18 protein-coding genes are annotated in these 20,820 nt (G+C 60.6%); 11 read left to right on the top strand and 7 right to left on the bottom strand.

All coding sequences use genetic code 11. The features are described 5' to 3' along the window. Positions 1-38: 38 nt before the first annotated feature. Positions 39-1,472: an aminotransferase-like domain-containing protein gene (locus ACX3YD_RS14760; RefSeq protein ID WP_103402932.1), complete on the bottom strand. Its 1,434-nt coding sequence runs from the start codon at positions 1,470-1,472 to the stop codon at positions 39-41. Positions 1,473-1,651: 179 nt separating this feature from the next. Here ACX3YD_RS14760 and ACX3YD_RS14755 point away from each other — a divergent pair, with 179 nt between their 5' ends. After that, positions 1,652-1,897, top strand: a complete 246-nt coding sequence (locus ACX3YD_RS14755) for a DUF1127 domain-containing protein (protein ID WP_103402931.1) — start codon at positions 1,652-1,654, stop codon at positions 1,895-1,897. A gap of 101 nt (positions 1,898-1,998) precedes the next feature. Here the strand turns inward: ACX3YD_RS14755 and ACX3YD_RS14750 are convergent, their stop codons facing one another. Continuing rightward, on the bottom strand, positions 1,999-3,312 hold the full coding sequence (locus tag ACX3YD_RS14750) for an NAD(P)/FAD-dependent oxidoreductase (protein ID WP_458960423.1): 1,314 nt from the start codon (positions 3,310-3,312) through the stop codon (positions 1,999-2,001). A gap of 147 nt (positions 3,313-3,459) precedes the next feature. Here ACX3YD_RS14750 and ACX3YD_RS14745 point away from each other — a divergent pair, with 147 nt between their 5' ends. Then, positions 3,460-3,813: a YkgJ family cysteine cluster protein gene (locus ACX3YD_RS14745; RefSeq protein ID WP_103402929.1), complete on the top strand. Its 354-nt coding sequence runs from the start codon at positions 3,460-3,462 to the stop codon at positions 3,811-3,813. A gap of 140 nt (positions 3,814-3,953) precedes the next feature. On the opposite strand, the gene ACX3YD_RS14740 is transcribed toward ACX3YD_RS14745, so the two are convergent. Next, positions 3,954-4,442 carry an Lrp/AsnC ligand binding domain-containing protein gene (locus ACX3YD_RS14740; protein WP_047535058.1) on the bottom strand — a complete coding sequence of 163 codons (489 nt, stop codon included), beginning with the start codon at positions 4,440-4,442 and terminating at the stop codon, positions 3,954-3,956. 157 nt (positions 4,443-4,599) lie between these two features. Between ACX3YD_RS14740 and dadA the strand changes: the two genes are divergently transcribed. From dadA to ACX3YD_RS14710, 6 genes are all read left to right on the top strand, one after another. Beyond that, positions 4,600-5,904, top strand: a complete 1,305-nt coding sequence (gene dadA / locus ACX3YD_RS14735) for a D-amino acid dehydrogenase (RefSeq protein WP_047539144.1) — start codon at positions 4,600-4,602, stop codon at positions 5,902-5,904. Further along, the gene (locus tag ACX3YD_RS14730) at positions 5,876-6,229 is read left to right on the top strand and encodes a RidA family protein (RefSeq protein ID WP_047535056.1); all 354 of its coding nucleotides are present in this window, start codon (positions 5,876-5,878) and stop codon (positions 6,227-6,229) included. Before dadA ends, ACX3YD_RS14730 begins: the two co-directional genes overlap by 29 nt. A gap of 97 nt (positions 6,230-6,326) precedes the next feature. Then, positions 6,327-7,400, top strand: coding sequence for an alanine racemase (gene alr, locus ACX3YD_RS14725; protein ID WP_103402927.1), 1,074 nt, complete (start codon positions 6,327-6,329; stop codon positions 7,398-7,400). Positions 7,401-7,528: 128 nt separating this feature from the next. Beyond that, positions 7,529-8,077, top strand: coding sequence for a cupin domain-containing protein (locus ACX3YD_RS14720; protein WP_090326586.1), 549 nt, complete (start codon positions 7,529-7,531; stop codon positions 8,075-8,077). A gap of 182 nt (positions 8,078-8,259) precedes the next feature. After that, positions 8,260-8,676: a c-type cytochrome gene (locus ACX3YD_RS14715; RefSeq protein WP_047535053.1), complete on the top strand. Its 417-nt coding sequence runs from the start codon at positions 8,260-8,262 to the stop codon at positions 8,674-8,676. A gap of 162 nt (positions 8,677-8,838) precedes the next feature. Then, positions 8,839-10,761 (top strand): acetyl-CoA hydrolase/transferase C-terminal domain-containing protein, encoded by a 1,923-nt coding sequence (locus tag ACX3YD_RS14710; protein WP_458960422.1) that lies wholly within the window; start codon positions 8,839-8,841, stop codon positions 10,759-10,761. A 67-nt stretch (positions 10,762-10,828) separates the two neighbouring features. Here ACX3YD_RS14710 and ACX3YD_RS14705 read toward each other — a convergent pair whose 3' ends face one another. Both ACX3YD_RS14705 and rep read right to left on the bottom strand, forming a co-directional pair. Beyond that, entirely contained in the window at positions 10,829-11,401 is a 573-nt protein-coding gene (locus ACX3YD_RS14705; RefSeq protein ID WP_196584668.1) for a xanthine phosphoribosyltransferase, read from the bottom strand. Between the two features lie 56 nt (positions 11,402-11,457). Further along, positions 11,458-13,467: a DNA helicase Rep gene (gene rep, locus ACX3YD_RS14700; RefSeq protein WP_047535049.1), complete on the bottom strand. Its 2,010-nt coding sequence runs from the start codon at positions 13,465-13,467 to the stop codon at positions 11,458-11,460. A 285-nt stretch (positions 13,468-13,752) separates the two neighbouring features. Between rep and ACX3YD_RS14695 the strand changes: the two genes are divergently transcribed. Then, a complete protein-coding gene (locus ACX3YD_RS14695; protein WP_047535048.1) occupies positions 13,753-15,426 on the top strand; it encodes a putative bifunctional diguanylate cyclase/phosphodiesterase in 1,674 nt (557 codons plus the stop codon). Between the two features lie 135 nt (positions 15,427-15,561). Here ACX3YD_RS14695 and ACX3YD_RS14690 read toward each other — a convergent pair whose 3' ends face one another. Beyond that, complete coding sequence (locus ACX3YD_RS14690; protein WP_458960421.1) at positions 15,562-16,959, bottom strand: NorM family multidrug efflux MATE transporter; 1,398 nt, start codon at positions 16,957-16,959, stop codon at positions 15,562-15,564. 158 nt (positions 16,960-17,117) lie between these two features. Here ACX3YD_RS14690 and ACX3YD_RS14685 point away from each other — a divergent pair, with 158 nt between their 5' ends. Further along, a complete protein-coding gene (locus ACX3YD_RS14685) occupies positions 17,118-18,038 on the top strand; it encodes a LysR substrate-binding domain-containing protein (protein WP_103402924.1) in 921 nt (306 codons plus the stop codon). 185 nt (positions 18,039-18,223) lie between these two features. Continuing rightward, the gene (locus ACX3YD_RS14680) at positions 18,224-20,200 is read left to right on the top strand and encodes a methyl-accepting chemotaxis protein (RefSeq protein WP_458960420.1); all 1,977 of its coding nucleotides are present in this window, start codon (positions 18,224-18,226) and stop codon (positions 20,198-20,200) included. Positions 20,201-20,234: 34 nt separating this feature from the next. Here the strand turns inward: ACX3YD_RS14680 and ACX3YD_RS14675 are convergent. Continuing rightward, the coding region (locus ACX3YD_RS14675; protein WP_458960419.1) for an ATP-binding protein at positions 20,235-20,820 on the bottom strand (586 nt) is incomplete at its 5' end.

The following is a 20,820-nucleotide window of genomic DNA, read 5'->3' as shown; positions in this document are numbered from 1 at the left end:
CAGGTATTGGCATATGGACGTTGGTATCCGCAGAAAGGTCAGTCGTTGAGCTCGCTGGTTTCGGCCAGCAATTGAATGGCCGCAGCGCCGACCTTGCGCACCGCGTCTTCGATCTGTGCTGTCGGTTTGGCAGCGTAGTTCATCCGCAGGCAATTGCGGTACTTGCCCGAGGCGGAAAAGATGCTGCCGACGGCAATCTGTACGCCCTGGTCGTGCAAGGCCCGATTCAGTTTCAGGGTGTCGAATCCTTCCGGCAATTCAACCCACAGCATGAAGCTGCCTTGTGGGCGACTGGCGCGCGTGCCCGCCGGGAAGTAGCGGGTGACCCAGTCGATCATGGCGTCGCGATTGCGCTGGTATTGCGTACGCATCCGCCGCAAATGGGGTTCGAAATGGCCGCCCTTGAGGAATTCGGCGATGGCAATCTGTGGCTGTGGCGCCGTGGAGCCGGTGCTGATGTATTTCATGTGCAGCACCCGCTCCAGATAACGACCGGGCGCCACCCAGCCGATGCGCAGGCCGGGGGCCAGCGTCTTGGAAAATGAACTGCACAGTAAGACGCGGCCGTCCTCGTCGAAGGATTTGATCGTGCGAGGGCGCGGGTATGTGTAGGAAAGTTCGCCATACACATCGTCCTCGATGATCGCCACGTCGAAACGCTGTGCGAGCGTCAAAAGCGAGCGTTTGCGCGACTCCGGCATGATGTAGCCCAGCGGGTTGTTGCAGTTGGGGGTCAACTGTATGGCCTTGATCGGCCATTGTTCCAATGCCAGCTCCAGCGCTTCCAGGCTGATGCCGGTGAGCGGGTCGGTAGGGATTTCCAGGGCTTTCATGCCCAGGCCCTTGAGGGTTTGCATGGCGCCGTGAAAGCTCGGTGAGTCGACTGCCACGATGTCGCCCGGCCCGCAGATCGCCCGAATGCTGGTGGACAGCGCTTCATGGCATCCGGTGGTCACCACCAGGTCGCCGGGGCTCAGTTGGCAGCCGGAATCGAGCATCAGGCGTGCAATCTGTTCGCGCAGGCCGAGATTGCCGTGGATGTTGTCGTAATACAGACCGGGCATGTCCTGCCGGCGGCTCAACTGTGCCAGACCGCGCAATAGCGGTTTGAGGGTGGGCGTGGTGATGTCCGGCATGCCGCGACCCAGTTGCACCACATCCTTGCGCGGTACCGCGCGGATCAGCTCCAGCACCTGATCCCATTGCGAAATGTCCACAGGGCGTTGGGCCGGGCGACCGATCGCCGGCAGTTCCGGCAGCTCGCGACCGACCGGCACGAAGTACCCGGATTTGGGTTTTGGCGTGGCCAGCCCGCTGTCTTCCAGCATGCGATAGGCCTGCTGCACCGTGCTCAGGCTGACCCCATGTTCAACGCTCAGCGCCCGTACCGACGGCAGGCGGTCACCCGGGCGATAGAAGCCCTGTTCGATACGCGTGCCGAGTAATTCGGCGAGGTTCACATAAAGGGTCATGGCACTGCCTCGGTGCGGGGGATTCGGTCAACCAGTACAGATGTGGCAAAAATCGACAATTCAGTGCTTCGAACAGCAAATCTGTATGGGGATAATACATGGCTGTTGAATCTGTAATGGTTTTGCTCGCCCGCGCATCATGGAATCTCTGGCTACCCAAGTAAACAGGAGCGATGAAAATGAACGGCTTGAGCGATGTGCGGCTGACGTTACACAGTCAGGAACTGGTGGCAGGGCAGGGCAACGGTGCGCAGAGGTCCGTCATGCGCAACGCACCGTCCGGCCTGAGTCGCTGGGATCTGTTCTGGCATCGTCTGCACACGCGCAAGGCGTTGCTGAGGCTGACGCCCGAGCAGCTCAAGGATGTCGGGCTGACCCGTGAACAGGCACGGGAGGAGGGGCTCAAGCCTTTCTGGCGGATCTGAGTGGCGAACCAATCGCGAGCAAGCTCGCTCCCACAGGGATGAGATGGACCCGTGGGGGCAAGCTTGCTCGCGATGTAGCAGGTAAGAGCGAAATCAATCCTTCAAACCCACTCTTTCAGCCGATGCCACAACATCCCCAGCGCCAACAATGGCGAGCGCAGATGCTTGCCGCCGGGGAAGGTGATGTGTGGCACCTTGGCGAACAGATCGAACCCACCGCTGTGCTGACCACTGATGGCCTCGGCCAGTAACCTGCCCGCCAGGTGCGTGGCATTCACACCATGGCCGGAATAGGCCTGAGCGTAATACACGTTCGGCTGGTCGTTGAGTCGACCGATCTGAGGCAAGCGATTGGCGCCGATGCCGATCATGCCTCCCCATTGATAATCGATCTTCACGCCGGCCAACTGCGGGAACACGTCCAGCATTTTTGGCCGCATATAGGCGGCGATGTCTTTCGGGTCGCGACCTGAGTAATGGCAGGCGCCGCCGAACAGCAAGCGTCGATCCGCCGAGAGCCGGTAGTAATCCAGCGCCACCCGCTGATCACAGACCGCCATGTTTTGCGGCAGCAAAGCGTGTGCCTGTTCCTCGCTCAATGGTTCGGTGGCGATGATGTAACTGCCGGCGGGCAACACCTTGCCGCTGAGTTGCGGATTGAGTTGATTGAGGTAAGCATTGCAGCCCAGTACCAGGGTCTTGGCGCGGACCGAGCCTTGGGCGGTATGAACCTTGATCTCGGGGCCGTAATCGATTCGGGTAACGGCGGACTGTTCGAATAGTTTGACGCCCAATCGTTGTGCGGCAGCCGCTTCGCCCAGTGCCAGGTTCAGGGGGTGCAGGTGCCCGGAACCCATGTCGACAAGACCGCCGACGTAGCGCTCGGAGCCCACCACCGTGTGCATCTCATGGGGTTGCAGCAGGCGGGTTTCGTAGCGATACCCGAGGCTGCGCAGTTCTTCGGCGTCTTCGGCGAAGCCTTCGAGGTCGCGGGGTTTGTTGGCCAGGTCGCAGTAGCCCCAGGTCAAGTCGCAGGGGATCTGAAATCGCTCGACGCGCTGTCTGACGATTTCCACCGCTTCCAGGCCCATGAGTTTCATCTGACGCACACCGTCCGCACCGATCACGTTGGCGAACTGATCGAGGCCGTGCCCGACACCGCGAATCAACTGCCCGCCATTGCGTCCGCTGGCGCCCCAACCGATCTTGTGCGCTTCGAGCAACACCACGCCGAGGCCGCGTTCGGCCAGTTCAAGTGCCGTGTTCAATCCCGAGAACCCGCCGCCGACCACGCACACGTCGGCCAGCACTTCGCCCTTGAGCACCGGATGCTGCGGCTGCGGCAAGCTGCTGGCGGCGTAGTAGGAGGCCGTGTGCTGGTGGTTCGAGACGGGTTGCCGAGCACGAGCAGTCATCTGCGTGATCCTGATTCTTGTGTTTATAAAATTTGACGGAGCATAAGCCGGACCTTCGCAGACGGGCAACATTGGTCGGTTGCTGCTGTCTGGAAAAGGGCTTTTGCGTCAGAATCACGCTCTATTCCGATATCGGTCACCGCTTCGATGAGCTGCAACAGTCAGAAAATCCGCACGCTTCGCCAGCAGATTCCCTCGTTCGAGTGCGTCCCCGGCTGCCATGACTGCTGTGGTCCGGTGACGACCTCGCCGGAAGAAATGTCGCGCCTGCCGCGCAAGACCCGGGCCGAGCAGGACGCGGCGATGGAGGCACTCAACTGTGTGCACCTGGGACCGAACGGTTGCACGGTGTATGAAGAGCGGCCGCTGATCTGCCGGTTGTTCGGCACGACCAAGCGCTTGCCGTGCCCTAATGGCCGGGGACCGGTGGAGCTGATTCATCCGCGGGTGGAGAAGCAGGTGTTCGAGTACATGGCTTCGAATCGGCAGGTCCTCGTCTGAGGGAAGACCGAGTCGCCTGTAATCGCTAGCGGGCTAGCTCCCACACTGGATCTGTGTCATGCACAGAATGTGTGTCCGCTGAAGATCAATTGTGGGAGCTCGCCTGCTAGCGATGGGGCCAGACCTGACAACGCAGCGCTTCAATCCGCAATCGGCAAATTCAAGCTCTCTTTCACCTCTTCCATCACGATGTAACTCTTGGATTCGCGCACATGGGGCAGCTTGAGCAGGATGTCGCCCAGCAGCTTGCGGTACGAGGCCATTTCGGAGATCCGTGCCTTCACCAAATAGTCGAAATCCCCTGACACCAAATGGCACTCCAGCACGTGTGGCAGCTTCAGCACCGCGCGTCGGAACTCTTCGAAAGTGTCGCCGGACTTGTAGTCGAGACTGATCTCCACGAACACCAGAAGGCTGCCCTTGAGGTGCTGCGGATTGAGCCGCGCGTAGTAACCCATGATGATCCCTTCGCGTTCCAGGCGCCGCACCCGCTCTGTGCAGGGCGTGGTTGAGAGTCCGACCTTCTCCCCCAGCTCGGTGAAGGAGATACGCCCGTCCGCTTGCAGGATCCGCAGGATGTTGCGGTCGATCTTGTCCAGCTCTCGTTTGGTTTGAGTGTTGGTACGCATAGGGGATGCGCCTCCGTGAAAAGGGTTTTTGCCGAGAATTGTCGCCAAATATAAGCGCTTATATAGTGAAAATCACTGGCTATTCTTTTTTACACTGCGCCTATCTAAAGCTCTGAACAACAAACGTCAGCGGTTAGCCGCGATGAGGGATATGAAAATGCGCGTCATGGTCTTGGGTAGCGGCGTCATCGGTACCACCAGTGCTTACTATCTGGCGCGTGCCGGGTTTGAAGTGGTGGTCGTCGACCGGCAGCCGGCTGCCGCGATGGAGACCAGTTTCGCCAACGCCGGCCAGGTTTCGCCGGGTTATGCCTCGCCGTGGGCCGCACCGGGCGTGCCGCTCAAAGCCATCAAGTGGCTGTTGCAGCGTCACGCACCGCTGGCGATCAAGGCCACCGGCGACATCGACCAATACCTGTGGATGGCGCAGATGCTGCGCAACTGCACCGCCAGCCGTTACGCGGTGAACAAGGAGCGCATGGTCCGTCTGTCCGAGTACAGCCGTGACTGCCTCGACGAATTGCGCGCCGAAACCGGCATTGCCTACGAAGGCCGCAGCCTCGGCACGACTCAATTGTTCCGCACCCAGGCCCAACTCGACGGCGCCGCGAAAGACATCGCCGTGTTGAAAGAATCCGGCGTGCCGTTCGAACTGCTGGACCGCGAAGGCATTGCCCGCGTCGAGCCGGCCCTGGCCAGCGTCACCGACATCCTCGCCGGTGCCCTGCGCCTGCCGAACGACCAGACTGGCGACTGCCAGATGTTCACCACCAAGCTTGCAGAGATGGCCGCGAACCTCGGTGTGCAATTCCGCTTCGGTCAGGACATTCAGCGCCTCGACTTCGCCGGCGATCGCATCAACGGTGTGTGGATCGACGGCAAACTGGAAACCGCGGACCGCTACGTCCTGGCACTCGGCAGCTACTCGCCGCAACTGCTCAAGCCATTGGGCATCAAGGCTCCGGTGTATCCGCTCAAGGGTTACTCCCTGACCGTGCCGATCACCAACCCGGCCATGGCCCCGACTTCGACCATTCTCGACGAGACCTACAAGGTCGCAATCACCCGTTTCGACAACCGCATCCGCGTCGGCGGCATGGCTGAAATCGCCGGTTTTGACCTGTCGCTGAACCCGCGTCGGCGCGAAACCCTGGAGATGATCGTTAACGACCTTTATCCTCAGGGCGGTAATCTGGCCGAGGCCAGCTTCTGGACCGGCCTGCGTCCGACCACTCCGGACGGCACGCCGATCGTTGGCGCCACACCGTTCAAGAATCTGTTCCTGAACACCGGTCACGGCACCTTGGGCTGGACCATGGCTTGTGGTTCCGGCCGCTTGCTGGCTGATCTGATGGCGAAGAAGAAGCCGCAGATCAGCGCCGAAGGCCTCGATATTTCCCGTTATGGCAACAAAACCCAGGAGTCCGCAAAGCATGTCAATCCAGCGCCAGCTCACCAATGAGCGCATGAGTCAGATCGTCACCCACAACGGCACGGTTTATCTGGCCGGGCAGGTTGGCGACGACATGAACGCCGGGATTGAACAGCAGACTCGTGAAGCCCTCGCCAACATCGAGCGTTTGCTCGATCTGGCCGGGACCGACAAAAACCGTCTGCTGTCGGTGACGATTTACCTGAAAGACATTGATGCACACTTCGAAGGCATGAACTCGGTCTGGGACCAGTGGTTGCCCAAAGGCGCCACACCGGCCCGTGCTACCGTCGAAGCGAAACTGTGCGAACCGGAAATTCTGGTGGAGCTGTCGGTTGTAGCCGCTCTGCCATAAGCAAGTCTGAAAGATCCCTCTCCCGGCGCTGCTGGCGGCTAATGTCATCAGCCAGCGCCGGTTTTTCTTCCAAACGACCGACCAGAAGTCTGCCGCCATGCGTCCTGCCCGTGCCCTGATCGACCTTCAAGCCCTGCGTCATAACTACCAAATCGCCCGTGAAGTTTCGGGTGCCAAGGCCCTAGCGGTCATCAAGGCTGACGCTTATGGCCATGGCGCGGTGCGTTGCGCCCAGGCGCTGGAAGCCGAGGCCGACGGTTTTGCCGTGGCCTGCATCGAAGAAGCCCTGGAACTGCGGGCTGCGGGCATTCGTGCGCCGGTGCTGTTGCTGGAAGGTTTTTTCGAAGCCGATGAACTGTCGCTGATCGTCGAGCATGACTTCTGGTGCGTGGTGCATTCGCTGTGGCAGCTCGAAGCGATCGAGAAGGCTGCATTGAGCAAACCGATTGTGGTCTGGCTCAAGCTCGATTCGGGCATGCACCGGGTGGGCCTGCATCCGAAGGATTACCAGGCGGCCTATCAACGTCTGCTGGCCAGTGGCAAGGTCGCAAAGATCGTGCTGATGAGCCACTTCGCCCGTGCCGATGAGTTGCACAGTCAAGCGAGCGCCGAGCAGGTCGCGGTGTTTGAAGCGGCGCGTCAGGGGTTGTCGGCCGAGGTCAGCCTGCGCAACTCGCCGGCGGTGCTCGGTTGGCCTCAGGTACCGAGCGATTGGGTGCGCCCGGGCATCATGCTCTACGGCGCCACGCCATTCGAAGAAGCCAATGCCCTGGCTGCACGCCTGCAACCGGTGATGACCCTCGAATCGAAAGTGATCTGCGTGCGTGAGCTGCCGGCCGGCGAGCCGATTGGTTATGGCGCCAAATTCATCACCCAGAAACCGATGCGCGTTGGCGTGGTGGCCATGGGTTACGCCGATGGCTACCCGCGCCTGGCGCCAACCGGCACGCCAGTGTTGGTCGCCGGGCAACGTAGCCAATTGATCGGTCGCGTGTCCATGGACATGCTGTGCATCGACCTGACCGATGTGCCGCAAGCGGGCCTGGGTTCTACCGTGGAGCTGTGGGGCAAGAACATTCTGGCCAGTGACGTGGCCATTGCGGCCGGGACAATTCCTTACCAGATCTTCTGCAACCTGCGCCGGGTGCCACTGCTCTATTCCGGGAGCTAAGGCCAGACAGGCCGGACCGGAAGTTGTCTCGCCGAACAGGATTCAGGTCAAAGTGTTGTAAATACTGAACGCTGTCGCCATGATAACGCTCATTATTCCAACAACCTGAATTCCTGGAGGCTCCAGCATTGGACGTCGGTGAGCGACTGCAATCAATCCGTAAGCTGAAAGGTCTTTCCCAGCGTGAGCTCGCCAAGCGCGCGGGCGTCACCAACAGCACCATTTCGATGATCGAGAAGAACAGCGTCAGCCCCTCGATCAGCTCGCTGCGCAAAGTGTTGGGCGGGATTCCCATGTCCATGGTCGAGTTCTTCTCGGAAGAAATCCTGCAGGAAAAACCGGCTCAGATCGTCTACAAAGCCAACGAGCTGATCGATATTTCCGATGGTGCAGTGACCATGAAACTGGTTGGCCGGGCACACCCGAGTCGGGCGATCACGTTCCTCACTGAAATCTACCCGCCAGGCGCCGATACCGGTGAAGAGATGCTCACCCATGAGGGCGAGGAAACCGGCATTTTGGTCGAGGGACGGCTGGAGCTGGTGGTGGGACTCGAAACATTTGTGCTCGAAGCGGGCGATAGCTACTACTTTGAAAGTACCAAGCCGCATCGTTTCCGTAATCCGTTCGATGCGCCGGCGCGACTAATCAGCGCAGCTACGCCGGCGAACTTTTAAGGAAAGAGGCGCCCTGCCAGCATGGCCGAGGCCCCCGGGCGGTTTTACCGTTACGCAACAAGACCCCTTCGACTTTGGGGTTGTTTCAGTGTCGCGGGCTTACCGCTATACTTGCGCCCGCCTGCGAACCGTGGCCGTAGGCGTGACTAGCCACCATTGAGGGTGAACGCGTGAATCTAATTATGAAAATGCTGGCTGCACCAGCAACCGTATTGGCCCTCTGGGCTGTCAGCGCTCAAGCTGCGACCAACGACGATATTGCCAAGCGCCTTGAGCCAGTCGGCCAGGTGTGTGTTCAGGGTAAAGAGTGCAAGGGCATGGAAGTCGCCGCCTCTGCCGGCGGCGGTGGCGGTGCCAAGACGCCTGACGAAGTGATTGCAAAACATTGCAACGCTTGCCACGGCTCCGGCCTGCTGGGCGCACCGAAAATCGGTGATGCCGCTGCCTGGAAAGATCGTGCCGATCACCAGGGCGGCCTGGACGGCATCCTGGCCAAAGCCATTACCGGTATCAACTCGATGCCGCCTAAAGGCACTTGCGCCGATTGCTCCGACGCCGAGCTCAAAGGCGCGATCCAGAAGATGTCCGGCCTGAAGTAAGGCGCTGCATCTTTCGCAAAAAACCGTCTCCGGACGGTTTTTTTGTGCCCGCGGATCGCCGCTCGCTCCTACAGGGTTTTGTGTTGCTTGCAGGCTGTTCATTGCAACCAAGACCCGGCAAGCTCAGTCCAACCCCGCATCATGGAATGTCAGGAGGTTTGGATGGTTCAGCTGTGTTCTATCGAGCAAGCGGTTGATGACGTGTTGGCACGGTTGCCGGCGCATATCCACATGGGCCTGCCTTTGGGCTTGGGCAAGCCCAATCACTTCGTCAACGCGTTGTATCAACGTATCGCGCAATTGCCGCAGCGGCGGCTGACGATCTACACCGCGCTGTGCCTGGGGCGCCCCGCGCTGGGTGACGGGTTGCAAAAGCGTTTCCTCGAACCCTTCACCGAACGGGTTTTCGGCGATTACCCGGAACTGGATTTCCTTGCCGACCTGCGTCGCGACAGCTTGCCGCGCAACATCCATATCCAGCAGTTTTTCATGCAGCCCGGCAGTCTGCTGCACAGTGAATCGGCTCAACAGGATTACATCAGCAGCAACTACAGCCATGCCGCGCGGGATATCAACGCCGCCGGGTTGAACCTGGTTGCGCAGTTGGTGGCCAGTCATGCCGAGCATCCAGACCGCTTGAGCCTGAGCTGCAACCCGGACATCACCCTCGACCTGTTGCCAATGATCGCCAGGCGCCGGGCCGCCGGGGAGACGATCCTGATGCTTGGCCAGGTGCACAACGATTTGCCCTACATGCCCGGTGATGCCGAGGTCGGCATCGATACGTTTGATCTGCTGATCGACGAAAAGGACAACACCACGCTGTTCTCCACGCCAAACATGCCGGTGGGGTTCCAGGATCACTTCATCGGTTTACACGCCAGCACGCTGGTGCGCGATGGCGGCACCTTGCAGATCGGCATCGGCGCCATGGGCGATGCGCTGACTGCCGCGTTGCTGGCACGGCAGGCCGATAACAGCGGCTACAAGGCGCTGCTGGCGGATCTGAATCTGAGCCAGTGGGCTCAATTGATCGACCGCGAAGGCGGCACCGAGCCGTTCGCCAGGGGCCTTTATGGTTGCAGCGAAATGTTCGTCAACGGTCTGCTGGTGCTGGCGGATGCCGGGATCGTACGGCGCAAGGTCTACCCGGATGTGCCGACCCAGCAACAGGCGAATGCCGGCACCCTGGAAGAAGCGGCGCAGACTGGCGGCATTTCGGTGCATGGCGGCTTCTTCCTCGGGCCGCGCAGTTTCTATGAGCGCTTGCGCGAATGGCCGCAAGGCAAGCGGCTCGCATTCAACATGACTCGTATCAGCTACATCAACGAACTCTATGGCCAGGAAGAGTTAAAGCGCTTGCAGCGCCTCGATGCACGGTTCATCAACACCGCATTCACCATGACCTTGCTCGGCGCGGGCGTGGCGGATCAGCTTGAGGATGGACGCGTGCTCAGCGGCGTGGGCGGGCAGTACAACTTCGTTGCCCAGGGCCATGCATTGCAGGGCGCGCGCTCGGTGCTACTGCTGCGCAGCTGGCGCGAGTCGGGCGGCGATGTCAGTTCCAATATGGTTTGGGAGTATGGTCACTGCACGATACCGCGGCATTTGCGCGACATCGTGGTCACCGAGTACGGCATCGCCGATCTGCGGGGCAAGACCGATGCTGCAGTGATTGAGGCGTTGTTGAATATCAGCGACTCACGTTTCCAGCCGGGGCTGATCGAGCAGGCGCAGAAGGTCGGCAAATTGCCGAAGGATTTCCGTCTCGATCCGCGTTTCACCGATAACAGCCCGCAACGTTTGCTGGCAATTCAGGCGCGGCACCCGCACTTGTTTCCGGAGTATCCGTTGGGCTGCGATTTCACGGAAGTGGAGCGGGACTTGTTGCGGGCGCTGAATTGGCTCAAGAGCAAATTCAAGCTGAGCGAGATTCTGGAGTTGGGCAAGGCTGCGCTGGATGCGCCGGAGCCCGATGCGTTTCCTGAACACTTGGAACGCATGCAACTGACCAGCCCTGAAGGATTGAAAGAGGATTTGTATCAGCGATTGTTGCTCGCGGGCCTTAAGGCCACCGCGCCATAACGCCCACCGCAAAACCAACTGTGGGAGCCAGCAGGCTGGCTCCCACAGGTATTGCAGTGTTCGGGCGTTATTCGATGAAGGTCACGACGCCGCCAGCCAGGGATTTCACGCGCGCCAGGGACTCGACGCGATAGCCCTGCGCATCCAGCTCCGCACGACCGCCCTGGAACGACTTCTCGATCACGATCCCCAAACCAGCCACGGTGGCGCCGGCCTGCTTGATGATCGAAATCAGTGCCTGGGACGCCTTACCGTTGGCCAGGAAGTCATCGATGATCAGCACGCGGTCGCTACTGGTCAGGTGGCGCGGGGAGATTGCCACGGTGCTCTCGGTCTGCTTGGTGAACGAGTAGACGGTCGCCGACAGCAGGTTTTCGGTCAGGGTCAGGGACTGGTGCTTGCGGGCGAAAATCACCGGTACGCCAAGGTTCAGGCCCGTCATGATCGCCGGGGCGATGCCCGAGGCTTCGATGGTGACGATCTTGGTGATGCCCGAGTCCTTGAACAGCGAGGCGAACTCGTCGCCGATCAGCTTCATCAGGGCAGGGTCGATCTGGTGGTTCAAAAAGGCATCGACCTTCAGGACCTGGTCGGAAAGCACGATGCCTTGTTCGCGAATTTTCTGGTGCAGTGCTTCCATGAAACTGTCCTCTTTTGGCGTCTTTTGCGCCGAAGGTCTAGTAAAAGTGGTCAATTCTAGCGCTTTAACATCGCGCGTATATCCGCCAATGCGCTATTGCCGCGAACGGCTTTGACTTCGGTCGGGGTGTCGTCGTTGCCTTCCCAGGCCAGGTCGTCCGGCGGCAGTTCATCGAGGAAGCGACTCGGTGCGCAGTCGATGATCTCGCCGTATTGCTTGCGCTTGGCGGCAAAAGTGAAGGCCAGGGTCTGACGCGCGCGGGTGATCCCGACGTAGGCCAGTCGGCGTTCTTCTTCGATGGTGTCGGCTTCGATGCTGGAGCGGTGGGGGAGGATTTCCTCTTCCATGCCCATGATGAACACGTAAGGGAATTCCAGGCCCTTGGAGGCGTGCAGGGTCATCATCTGCACACCTTCGGCACCGTCTTCCTCTTCCTGTTGACGCTCCAGCATGTCGCGCAGCACCAGTTTGCCGATGGCGTCTTCGACGGTCATTTCGCCGTCTTCGTCTTTTTCCAGGGTGTTCTTCAGCGCCTCGATCAGAAACCAGACGTTACCCATGCGGTAGTCGGCGGCCTTGTCGCTGGAGCTGTTGGTACGCAGCCAGTTCTCGTAGTCGATGTCCATGACCATGCTGCGCAGGGCCGAGATCGGGTCTTCGCCGGCGCATTGTTCGCGCACCTTGTCCATGAAGCGCTTGAAGCGCGACAGGCGATCGGTGAAGCGTGAATCCAGGTGCTCGCCCAGGCCGATTTCGTCGGTGGCGGCGTACATCGAGATTTTTCGCTCGGTGGCGTAGTTGCCCAGCTTCTCCAGCGTCGTCGAACCGATTTCCCGACGTGGAACGTTGATCACCCGCAGGAAGGCGTTGTCGTCGTCCGGGTTCACGATCAGGCGGAAGTAGGCCATCAGGTCTTTCACTTCCTGGCGTCCGAAAAAGCTGTTGCCGCCGGACAGGCGATACGGCACCTGGTGGTGCTGCAATTTCAGCTCGATCAGCTTGGCCTGGTAGTTACCGCGATACAGGATGGCGAAATCGCTGTAAGGGCGATCGGTGCGCAAGTGCAGGCTGAGGATTTCCACGGCCACGCGCTCGGCTTCGGCGTCTTCGTTGCGGCAGCGGATCACGCGGATCTCGTCGCCGTGGCCCATTTCACTCCACAGCTGCTTTTCGAACTCGTGGGGGTTGTTCGAAATCAGCACGTTGGCGCAGCGCAGGATGCGGCTGGTGGAGCGATAGTTTTGCTCCAGCATCACCACTTTCAACGACGGGTAGTCGTCCTTGAGCAGCATCAGGTTTTCCGGGCGCGCGCCGCGCCAGGCATAGATCGACTGGTCGTCGTCGCCCACCACGGTGAACTGGTTACGTTTGCCGATGAGCATTTTCACCAGCAGGTACTGGCTGGCGTTGGTGTCCTGGTATTCGTCCACCAGCAGGTAACGCACCTTGTTCTGCCACTTTTCCAGGATGTCGGCGTGTTCTTCGAACAGCTTCACCGGCAGCAGGATCAAGTCGTCGAAGTCCACCGCGTTGAACGCCTTGAGCGTGCGCTGGTAGTGGGTGTAGACGATGGCAGCCGTCTGTTCCTTCGGGTTGCGTGCGTTTTCCAGGGCCTGGGGCGGCAGGATCAGGTCGTTCTTCCAGGCGCCGATCATGTTCTTGATCTCGTCGACGCCGTCGTCGCCCGAGTATTCCTTCTGCATGATGTCGGTCATCAGGGCCTTGACGTCGGCCTCGTCGAAAATCGAGAAGCCCGGCTTATAGCCCAGCCGCGCGTGCTCCTTGCGGATGATGTTCAGGCCCAGGTTGTGGAAGGTACAGACCGTCAAACCGCGGCCTTCACCGGCGCGCAGCAGCGTGCCGACCCGTTCCTTCATCTCGCGCGCCGCCTTGTTGGTAAAGGTCATGGCGACGATGTACTGGGCGCGGATGCCACAGTTCTGGATCAAATGTGCGATCTTGCGCGTGATCACGCTGGTCTTGCCGGAGCCAGCGCCGGCGAGCACCAAAAGAGGGCCGCCGACGTAGCTCACGGCTTCTTGCTGCCGGGGATTGAGTCGGGACATACGTAAATTCAGGAGTCAGTACGAAATGGGCCGGCATTTTAACAGGCTCAGCGATTTGTGCTGCTCTGTCCGACTTGTGACGTATAACGCGATCTCTATTTGCCGGTTTTGTTACTTTCACGCAGGATGCGCGACCAAATTGCGTCTACTGTTCGTAATTCCGGATACAAAGGCTTCGTTTTGATAACTGATGTCATTGGTCATTGGTCATTGGTCATTGGTCATTGGTTATCGGCACGGCATAATGCCCACCGCCTACATATTTGCAGAGTCTAGGGAGCTAGCTTGTCTACGCCTGTCGAACCCTTGCGTTTGCTGCTACTGGCCGAAGAGCCAGCGTGGGCAGCGTTGTTGCGCGAGTGTCTGGCTCCGATGGGGAGCTCGGCCGTGCTCATCAGCGCGCCGAGTTGGGAGTCGGTCAGCAGTCTGTTCGATGACAACCGCAGTGCGGTGTTGTTGACCGTCCCGGCTCTTCAGCCGGCGCCTGGCCGTTGCTGTCTGCCGACGGTGTTGCTGCTTGAACATGAACCGCTGACTCCACCCGACGGTGTGAGTGACTGGCTGGTACGCGAGCATCTCGACCCGAGCATGCTGCGCCGGTGCCTGCGGCATGTGCGTGAGCGTGGCGTGCTGGAAACCACCCTGCAACGACTCGCCGAGCAAGACCCGCTCACCGGCATTGCCAATCGCCAGGGCTTCCAGACCTTGCTGACGGCTCGATTGGCCGAAAACGAAGGGCGAGGCCTGGCGCTGGGCCACCTGGACCTCGATAACTTCCGTCATGCCAACGACGCCCTCGGCCATCAGGCCGGTGACCGGTTGATCCTGCAAGTGGTCGCGCGGCTCAAAAGCCAGCTTGAGGCCGGCGATCAACTGGCACGGCTGGGCAGCGATGAATTCGCGTTGCTGATCGACACCCGCCGCGCGCCTCAACGCGCGGAATGGATGGCCGAGCGCATCACCGAAGCGTTGGCCGAGCCTTATTGGGTCGATGGTGAGAGCCTGCTGATCGGTTCCAGCCTGGGCATTGCCCACGCCCGGGCCCAGGCCGGTGCCGATCCGTTGATGTGGCATGCACACATCGCCATGCAACAGGCCAAGAGCACTCAGGGCTGTACCTTCCATATCTTCAACGAACGCATCAACCGCAATGCCCGCAGCATCGCCGACCTCGAAAGCGAACTGCGCCGGGCATTGCGCCGCGATGAGCTGGAACTGCATTACCAGCCACGCCTGAACCTTGAGGACGGGCAAATCGTCGGACTCGAGGCGTTGGTGCGCTGGCGCCACGGCGAGCGTGGCTTGTTGCCACCGAGCGAGTTCGTGCCGCTGGCCGAGCAAAGTGGTCTGATTGTGCCGCTGGGGTACTGGGTCATTTCCCGGGCCTTGCGCGACATGCAGGCATTGCTCGAGCTCGGGATACCGCCATTACACATGGCGATCAACCTGTCATTCCGACAGTTTCAAGACAGTCAGTTGCTCTCGACCCTGAGCCGGCTGATTGCCGAACGTGGCGTCGAGGCGCAATGGCTGGAGTTCGAATTGACCGAAACCGCGGTCATGCGCCGTAGCGATCTGGTGAAGCAGACCATGGATGCCCTCGGGCGCCTTGGGGTGCGCTTCTCCCTCGACGACTTCGGCACCGGGTTTTCCTCGTTCGTACACCTCAATAGCCTGCCGATTACCTTGCTGAAGATCGACAAGAGTTTTGTCGGCGGCATGGAGCAACGGGAAGAGAATCGCAAACTGGTCCACGCGATGATCAACCTGGCGCACAACCTCAACCTCGAAGTCGTCGCCGAAGGGGTGGAGACGTCGGAGCAACTGGACTTGTTGCGCGGGTTTGAGTGCGATCAGGTACAGGGTTATCTGATCAGCAAGCCGTTGGCCTTGGCGGATCTGGTGGAGTACCTGACGTTTGACTCCAGTCAGAAGGCGCCGCTGGAAATCGTCAGCTGACCGCGAATAATTGGCTGCCACGGAGCCCTGTAGGAGCGAGCTTGCTCGCGATGATCGACAACGATAACGCTGGTTCGCAGGTGCACCGCGGCGTTCTCAGGTTTATCGCGAGCAAGCTCGCTCCTACAAGGGATCTCAGTCGGTCTGAGCAACCCCGAAGCGCTGCTCTGATGTTGTGTCCCGCCGAATCATGCGCTTCATCTTCCACTCGAACGCCAGTGTCAGACTCACCGCCGAGCACGCCAGGCCCAGCGCCAGGCCCCACCAGACGCCCGTCGGCCCCCATTGCAAGTCGAACGCCATCCACCAGGCCGCTGGCGCGCCGATCAGCCAATAGCAAGCCAATCCAACCAGGAACGTGGTCTTGGCGTCCTTGAGGCCACGAATGCAGCCCATGGCGATGGTTTGCGTCCCGTCGAACAGCTCGAACCACGCCGCCACCGCCAACAGGCTCACCGCCAGGTGGATGACGTCGCGAAACGCCGGGTCGTTGTGGTCAAGAAACAGCCCCACCAACTGGTTCGGCAACAGCCAGAACACCATCGCAAAACACAGCATCGCCGCAGCACCGAAAGCGAGGCCGACCCGGCCAGCCAGTCGTGCGTCGGGCAGTTGCCCGGCGCCGTAGTGCTGGCCGATGCGCATGGTGATCGCGTAGGAAATCCCCGCTGGCACCATGAACGCCACCGAAACGATCTGCAGGGCGATCTGGTGTGCTCCCAATGGCGTGCTGCCCATGGTGCCCATGCACAGCGCCGCGAAGGCAAACAACCCGACCTCCACTGCGTAGGTGCCGCCAATCGGCAGGCCCAGACGCCACAGCTCTTTCAGGTACGGCCGGTTGAGCCGCAGCAGGCCATGACGTAGCGGATAGGCGTCGTAAGCCGGATGCCGACGAATGTGCAGCGCCAATGCCAGGGCCATGAGGTTGGCGACAATCGCCGTGACCAGGCCAATCCCCATCAGCCCCAGTTTCGGCAGGCCGAACAGGCCGGTAATCAGGGCGTAGTTGAGCAGGAAGTTCGCCACCGTACCGCCCAGGCTGATCACCATCACTGGCGTGGCCCGGCCGATGGCGCTGGTGAAACCACGCAGGGCCATGAAGCTCAGGTAGCCGGGCAGGGCGAATGGCAGAAAGATCAGAAACTGACCCGCCGACTGGACGTTGATCTCAGCCTGGCCGAACAGCAGCAGCACCGGTTTCAGATTCCACAGCAGCAAACCGGCGACCAGTGCCATCAGCCACGCCAGCCACAATCCGGCCTGGGTCAACCGGGTCGCGCCGAGGATATCGCCGGCACCCTGACGGATCGCCACCAGGGTGCCGACCGCAGCAATGACGCCGATACAAAAAATCGACACGAACGAATAGGTCGCCGCGCCGAGTCCACCACCGGCCAATGCCTCGGGACTCAGGCGCGCCATCATCAAGGTGTCGGTGAGGACCATCAACATGTGCGCCAACTGCGAGGCAATCAACGGCCCCGCCAGCCGCAGGATGGCCCAGAGTTCAATACGCGCTGGATGCTGCATGGTCATCACGCTCGTTTATCAAAGAGGACAGGAAAGCGTCGATTCTCGGCGCTCTGCGCGGAATGCACAAAGGGATAAAAAGGATGGGTGGCATGATTAAAACTCATGCTGGAGAGTTTCTGCTAGGGTGGCCTTATCCCGCTGTAGGAGCTTTCCCAATGTCACGTCGCCTTCCTCCCTTGTATGCCTTGCGCGCATTCGAAGCTGCGGCGCGGCACAGTTCGTTTACGCGAGCGGCTGAAGAACTGTCGATCACCCAGAGTGCGGTCAGCCGGCACATTCGTACGCTCGAAGAGCACTTTGCCTGCCGCCTGTTTCATCGCAGTGGTCGCCATCTGCAACTGACCGAATCGGCTCGCTTGCTGTTGCCGGGCATCCGCGAGGGGTTCACCGCACTGGAGCGCGCCTGTAACACCCTGCGCGCCGAAGACGACATCCTGCGCATGAAAGCGCCGTCGACCCTGACCATGCGCTGGTTGCTGGCGCGCCTGAGTCGTTTCCGCCATCTGCAACCGGGCAACGAGGTGCAATTGACCAGCGCCTGGATGGATGTCGATTCGGTGGATTTCAACGACGAGCCGTTCGACTGTGCCGTGTTGCTGAGCAACGGGCACTTCCCGCCGGATTGGGAGGCGAGTTATCTGTTTCCCGAGGAACTGATCCCGGTGGGCGCGCCCAACCTGCCGAGCGATCAGCCCTGGGACGCGGCGCGGCTGGCGAACACCGAGTTGCTGCACCCGACACCGGACCGGCGCGACTGGCGTAACTGGCTGGAGCGCATGGGCCTGGCCGATCAAGTGTCACTCAAGGGGGGGCAGGTGTTCGATACGCTGGAACTGGGCATGATCGCGGCCGCCCGCGGCTACGGCGTGTCCATGGGGGATCTGCTGATGGTGGCGGAGGATGTGGCGCAGGGACGCTTGAGCCTGCCATGGCCGACGGCGGTCGCCAGCGGCGAGCGTTATTACCTGGTCTGGCCGAAAACCCGTCCCGGTGGCGAGCGTATGCGTCGGCTCAGCGATTTCCTGCAAAGTGAAGTCCGGGCGATGGAATTGCCGGATGTCGAGCACTTGAGCTGAAACGATAGAGCCGCCGCAATGGCGGCCTTAAGCAATATCCCGGTTTTTTACTCAAGTATTCCCTCCCTCCGCCGAAAATCTGCAAGTGGGACCTTCGTGCAGGTTCGACGCTTTCCCCATTATCAGAAATTTTGCTGAGTGTGCGTTGCGATCAGGATGATCCGGGCGCTCGGCCAGGAGCCGTCATGTCTCAACCTCGTGCCCGGATCGCCTCGCAGTTGGGTCTTGCGCTCGCTGTGATTCTGGTGACTGTCATCAGCGCAAGTACCTTGTTCGCCCTGCGTTCGCTGAACACCGCCAACCTGGCCACCCGCGAAGAGCATCTGGCGAGCGAAGCCCGGTTATTGGCCGATCAGCTGAGCACCTTCCACGGTACGTTGCGTGAAAGCACCCAGCGCCTGGCGGGCCTGTTCGAAAAGCGTTTCAGTGCTGGCCTGAGCGTGCACCCTGATGAGCCGGTAACGGTTGCGGGCACGCAGACTCCGGGGCTGCATCTGGGCAGCGAAGTGCTCAACAACAACTTCAAGGAAGTGGATGAGTTCAAGCAGATGACCGCTGGCGTGGCGACAGTGTTCGTGCGCAGCGGCGAAGACTTTATCCGGGTCAGTACCTCCCTGAGCAAACAGGACGGCAGCCGGGCCATCGGCACCCTGCTTGATCATGCTCACCCGGCCTACGCACGCCTGATCGCGGGGCAGGGCTATGTCGGGCGTGCCTTGCTGTTCGATCGCTCTTACATGACGCAATACACCCCGGTACGGGACAGCAGCGGCAAGGTGATTGCCGTCCTGTTCGTGGGCTTCGATTACACCGACGCGCAGAACGCGCAGTTCGAAAACCTCAAGCGTTTCCGCATCGGCCAGACCGGTTCACTGGCACTGTTGGACGAGCAGAACAAATGGCTTGTGCCGATTGCCGGTGTGCAAGCGCTGGATCAGGCCGTGCCGGCCGTCGTGGCGCTGGTCAAGACGCCGGGCAAAGGCCGGTTCTGGAGCGACAAGTCCGAAGACTTCTACAGCATTGCCGTGCCGTTTGAAGGCGGGCCGTGGTCGGTGGTGGCGAGCATGCCGAAAACCGAAATCAGCGCTGTGACCTGGAGCGTCGGTATCCAGTTGGCTATCGGCAGTCTGTTGGCGATGTTGCTGGCGGTCGGCGCGGCCGTCTGGCTGTTGCGCAGCAAACTGGCGCCGCTGGGGGATCTGGTGCGTCAGGCCGAAGCCTTGGGCGCCGGTGATTTGAGCGTGCGTCTAAGCGTGTCGAGCAACGATGAAATCGGCCAGTTGGCTCGTGCGTTTAACCAGATGAGTCAAGCGTTGTCGACCATGGTCGAGCACATTCGCAACGCCTCGATGGAGGTCAACAGCCGCGCCCAGGCCTTGTCCGGTTTGTCTGGCGGTGCCTACGAAGGGATGGAGCAGCAATCGGGCGAGATCACCAGCATGGCCGGGGCCGTGGAAGAGTTCAGCGCCACCTCCCTGAACATTGCCGACAACATGGGCAACACCCAGCGCCTGGCCCAGGAAAACGCCCAGCAAACCCGGATCGGTCGCACGTCGATGGACGAAGCGTCCTCGTCCCTGGAGCAAATCGCCGGTGCACTGAACAGCACCGCGACGGTGATCAACACTTTGGGCCAGCGCTCTCAGGAAATCGGCGGCATCGTTGGCGTCATCACCTCGATCGCCGAACAAACCAACTTGTTGGCGCTTAATGCTGCGATCGAAGCGGCGCGTGCCGGTGAGCAGGGGCGTGGCTTTGCCGTGGTGGCCGATGAGGTGCGCAACCTGGCTTCGCGCACCCGTCAGGCCACGGACGAGATTTCCGTGATGATCCAGAGCATCCAGCAGGAAACCGGCAACGCCATCAGCACCATGGAGCAGGGTAATGTGCTGATGCAGGAAGGCTTGTCGCGCAATGCCAATGTCGCCTCCGCGCTGGCGCGTATCGACGAGCAAAGCCGTTCGGCTGGCCAGCAATTCGCCGCGATCACCACGGCGACCCAGGAGCAGAGCAGCACCGCGACCTTGCTCAGCAGTAACTTGCAAAGCATTGCCCTGGCGAATAGCGAGCAGCGGGAAGTGGTGTCGAACCTGGCGGTCACTGCCAAAGAGTTGGAGAAGCTGGCGGCAGACTTGCGTGCCGAGGTTGACCGGTTTCGTTGAGGTGCCTTTGAAATAGTCGATGCGGCGTCGGCACTTATTGCGTCGCCGGCCGATACTGCAATGCTTCCGCCAGATGCTCACGCCTGATCCCGTCGACCTGCTCCAGATCCGCCAAGGTTCGCGCCACCTTCAGCAGCCGATGCGCCGAGCGCAGCGACAGGGTCAGCCTTTCACAGGCCGTTTCCAGCCAGGTCTCATCGACTGTGGATAACGTGCAGTGCCGGCGCAGCCCCGGCAAATCGAGAAAGGCGTTGGCGCACCCTTGGCGCTTTTGCTGTCGTTCACGGGCTTCAGCGACCCGCTCCGCCGCGCTGGCGCTGTCCTCTCCGGGTTTCACCGTCGGATTCAGCGCCGTGGCCTCCCGCGCAACCGTCAGGTGCAAATCGATCCGATCCAGCAACGGCCCGGACAGTTTGTTGCGATAGCGCTGGACCATGTCCGGGGTGCAGGAGCAGCGGCCAGTGGGTTCGCCAAGATATCCACAGGGGCACGGATTCATTGCCGCCACCAGCTGAAAACGTGCCGGGAATCGCACGCGATCCTTCGCTCGGGAAATCACGATATGGCCCGACTCCAGCGGCTCCCTTAACACCTCCAGTACTTTGCGGTCGAACTCCGGA

The organism is Pseudomonas fluorescens group sp. PF-1, from assembly GCF_054481335.1.
The sequence above is the reverse complement of the archived record's forward strand: the minus strand, read 5'-3'. Positions and strand labels throughout refer to the sequence as shown.

Excerpts from the sequence above, each read along its gene's own strand:
- ACX3YD_RS14690 (WP_458960421.1), bottom strand. The coding sequence starts at position 16,959 with ATGCAGCATCCAGCGCGTATTGAACTCTGGGCCATCCTGCGGCTGGCG.
- ACX3YD_RS14705 (WP_196584668.1), bottom strand. The coding sequence starts at position 11,401 with ATGGAAGCACTGCACCAGAAAATTCGCGAACAAGGCATCGTGCTTTCC.
- ACX3YD_RS14755 (WP_103402931.1), top strand. The coding sequence starts at position 1,652 with ATGAACGGCTTGAGCGATGTGCGGCTGACGTTACACAGTCAGGAACTG.
- ACX3YD_RS14740 (WP_047535058.1), bottom strand. The coding sequence starts at position 4,442 with ATGCGTACCAACACTCAAACCAAACGAGAGCTGGACAAGATCGACCGC.
- ACX3YD_RS14710 (WP_458960422.1), top strand. The coding sequence starts at position 8,839 with ATGGTTCAGCTGTGTTCTATCGAGCAAGCGGTTGATGACGTGTTGGCA.
- dadA (WP_047539144.1), top strand. The coding sequence starts at position 4,600 with ATGCGCGTCATGGTCTTGGGTAGCGGCGTCATCGGTACCACCAGTGCT.
- rep (WP_047535049.1), bottom strand. The coding sequence starts at position 13,467 with ATGTCCCGACTCAATCCCCGGCAGCAAGAAGCCGTGAGCTACGTCGGC.
- alr (WP_103402927.1), top strand. The coding sequence starts at position 6,327 with ATGCGTCCTGCCCGTGCCCTGATCGACCTTCAAGCCCTGCGTCATAAC.
- ACX3YD_RS14680 (WP_458960420.1), top strand. The coding sequence starts at position 18,224 with ATGTCTCAACCTCGTGCCCGGATCGCCTCGCAGTTGGGTCTTGCGCTC.
- ACX3YD_RS14760 (WP_103402932.1), bottom strand. The coding sequence starts at position 1,472 with ATGACCCTTTATGTGAACCTCGCCGAATTACTCGGCACGCGTATCGAA.
- ACX3YD_RS14750 (WP_458960423.1), bottom strand. The coding sequence starts at position 3,312 with ATGACTGCTCGTGCTCGGCAACCCGTCTCGAACCACCAGCACACGGCC.
- ACX3YD_RS14730 (WP_047535056.1), top strand. The coding sequence starts at position 5,876 with ATGTCAATCCAGCGCCAGCTCACCAATGAGCGCATGAGTCAGATCGTC.
- ACX3YD_RS14715 (WP_047535053.1), top strand. The coding sequence starts at position 8,260 with ATGAAAATGCTGGCTGCACCAGCAACCGTATTGGCCCTCTGGGCTGTC.
- ACX3YD_RS14745 (WP_103402929.1), top strand. The coding sequence starts at position 3,460 with ATGAGCTGCAACAGTCAGAAAATCCGCACGCTTCGCCAGCAGATTCCC.
- ACX3YD_RS14685 (WP_103402924.1), top strand. The coding sequence starts at position 17,118 with ATGTCACGTCGCCTTCCTCCCTTGTATGCCTTGCGCGCATTCGAAGCT.